A 2,259-nucleotide genomic window follows, 5' to 3' on the forward strand; every position below is an offset into this window, starting at 1 on the left:
CAAATATCTACTGATATTTTTCTCACCTCTACACTTGGGTCTGCTTCACATTCAATCATTTAATTTATCTCATTTTAGTAAGCTTGAAGTTACTTAGCTCAGTAAAGAAGCGCACACTTTTAACGTGTATCTCTAATTTGAATATTTAAGTTATGAATCAAAAACTGTGAGCAAAAAATGCATAATAGGTTTATTTAAGTATAAGATAAGCACCTGTTGATCTCGGTATTTAACTAACTCTTTGACTATGCGTTTTGTTTCCCTATGCATTACTTCAATCCTGCTCTGCTCGTCTCCTTTGGCATATGAGCTAGATTACTATTCTAAGTTTGGTCACATCGATAATTACGGCAATCTTGATCTTAGAAACAAGCCTTACACCCAACTCCCCTCTGGCCTAGTGGTAAAGGGCAACTTAAACATCTCACAAACCCCTATCAAAACCTTGCCTAAAGGGCTTGATGTTGAAGGCAGTCTGGAAGCAACTAACAGCGCACTCAAAGTTATTCGCTCAGGAACAAAGATAAAAGGCTATGCAAACCTACTAGGTAGTAAGATCGAAAACTGGCCTAAAGGCATCAAACTAGGCGGTTACCTAAATCTGACAGATACACCGTTAAAAGCGCTTCCAGCTAAACTTCGAGTAAAAGGTGATCTAAGTGTTATTCGCACTCCCATTTCTGAACTTCCTGAAGGATTGGTGGTTGATGGTAATCTTTATATTGGAGGATCAGCGCTGAAAGTATTTCCAGACACAATGACGGTGAAAGGGAATATCTATTTAGGTGGTAACAGGATCACCAAATGGCCTAGCAATTTAACCCTTGGTGGCGCCGTCGCACCTTAAAGAGCAGATAAACAAAAGCCCCGGCAGGCCGAGGCTTTAAGGCATTCTGAATCAACAGAGTTCAGTGACGAAGATTACTCTTGGTTATTCACAGGATTAGCATAGCTCGCCACCAAATAAGGTCTTGCGCCTTCAGGTAGCTGATCCAACTTATCCGCGAGATGACGCTTAACCGCTTCCGTAATGATGCTCGAATCTTCATGCCCAGCAGCTAACAAGTTGATTGGGTACAACTTGTAGTTGTTGTGAATTTGGCGGTCGATTTCACCAGCAAGAGATTCCGGCGTTTCAAACTCTTGCTCAATCACATCACCAAACGCAACATGTACACGGCCTTTATAGCCAACGATACCTTGAATGATGCTTTCGATATCTTCAAATTCGCCTTTTTCATAGCGGCCATTTTCTGCTTTTTCGTACAGCTCTTTTGCTTTGGCAATGTCACATGGATCATTTTCATAGGCAATCGAGACAGGAACGATTTTCAAAGAACGCGTGTACTCACCAAAACTGATTTTTTGTTTACGACCTTCAACATGGAACATTTTTAAAATCGCAGGATCAGTAAAGTCGTTTCCATCTTTAGCACGACCTTCCTTTTGGGCAATCCAAATTGAATTGCCAGTATCAAGCGAATGTTTGATATAGCTTGACAGTTGTCCCAATGCTTTCATCATTTCTCTAGGCGCTTTAGCAGAGCGCTTAACGATGAAGCTCTTATTGAGTCGCATCAATTCTGTCGCACATGGCTTCTTCAGCAGGTTATCGCCAATCGCTATACGAACTGTACGGTGCCCACTTTGGTACAAGCCATAGTTTACGAGCGCAGGGTCCATCGCAATATCACGGTGGTTAGAAACGAATAGGTATGACGTGTTTTTATCCAGCTTATCCAAACCAGAAAAAGTGACGCCATCCGTTGTCTTATTCAATGTATCTTTCAGATACTTCTTCACTTCAATCTGAATTGCTTCGACAGAATCAAGCTTGCTCCACTTAGCTTTCAGGTAGATGCGCAGGATCGGGCTCATTAGCGTTTTGAACCACGCTGCTTTATTAGCAAAGCGATGTTCTAGGATAGCAGTGATAAATTCATCATCTTGGATTAGACGATCCAGCGCTGCTGGAATTTCTTCGTCGTTGTAAGGACGAATTTCAATATAAGGATCGGTATTGGCTGTCATTGTTCATTACATATCAAAAAAAGCTGGCACATTTTACGCATAGTTTTGCTGACAAGCAGCATTTCAACCCATACTTTTAACATGGTCATACCAGTTAAGCCACCATTTATCATGCTAAAAAATTCTCTCAGCAGGTTGGAATCGTATGGGTTTAACGTTACCCTTAGCGCCAAAAAACACTGGTACTCATAATGAACTACGCAATTGAATTTCACGACGCTAAATACC

Annotated in this window: 3 protein-coding genes; 1 reads left to right on the forward strand and 2 read right to left on the reverse strand. The window is 41.3% G+C overall.

Annotation, left to right across the window (positions count from 1 at the left end; all coding sequences use genetic code 11):
- Nucleotides 1-247 precede the first annotated feature (247 nt).
- Nucleotides 248-847 (forward strand): hypothetical protein, encoded by a 600-nt coding sequence (locus IQR33_RS04225; RefSeq protein WP_025998668.1) that lies wholly within the window; start codon nucleotides 248-250, stop codon nucleotides 845-847.
- A gap of 74 nt (nucleotides 848-921) precedes the next feature.
- Here the strand turns inward: IQR33_RS04225 and IQR33_RS04230 are convergent, their stop codons facing one another.
- On the reverse strand, nucleotides 922-2,031 hold the full coding sequence (locus IQR33_RS04230) for a 1-acyl-sn-glycerol-3-phosphate acyltransferase (protein WP_005385027.1): 1,110 nt from the start codon (nucleotides 2,029-2,031) through the stop codon (nucleotides 922-924).
- On the reverse strand, nucleotides 2,028-2,259 hold a 232-nt coding region (locus IQR33_RS32285), incomplete at its 5' end, for a hypothetical protein (RefSeq protein WP_228013753.1). The genes IQR33_RS32285 and IQR33_RS04230, both read right to left, overlap by 4 nt.

This window comes from Vibrio sp. OPT46 (assembly GCF_015163535.1).
GTDB classification, from domain to species: domain Bacteria; phylum Pseudomonadota; class Gammaproteobacteria; order Enterobacterales; family Vibrionaceae; genus Vibrio; species Vibrio alginolyticus.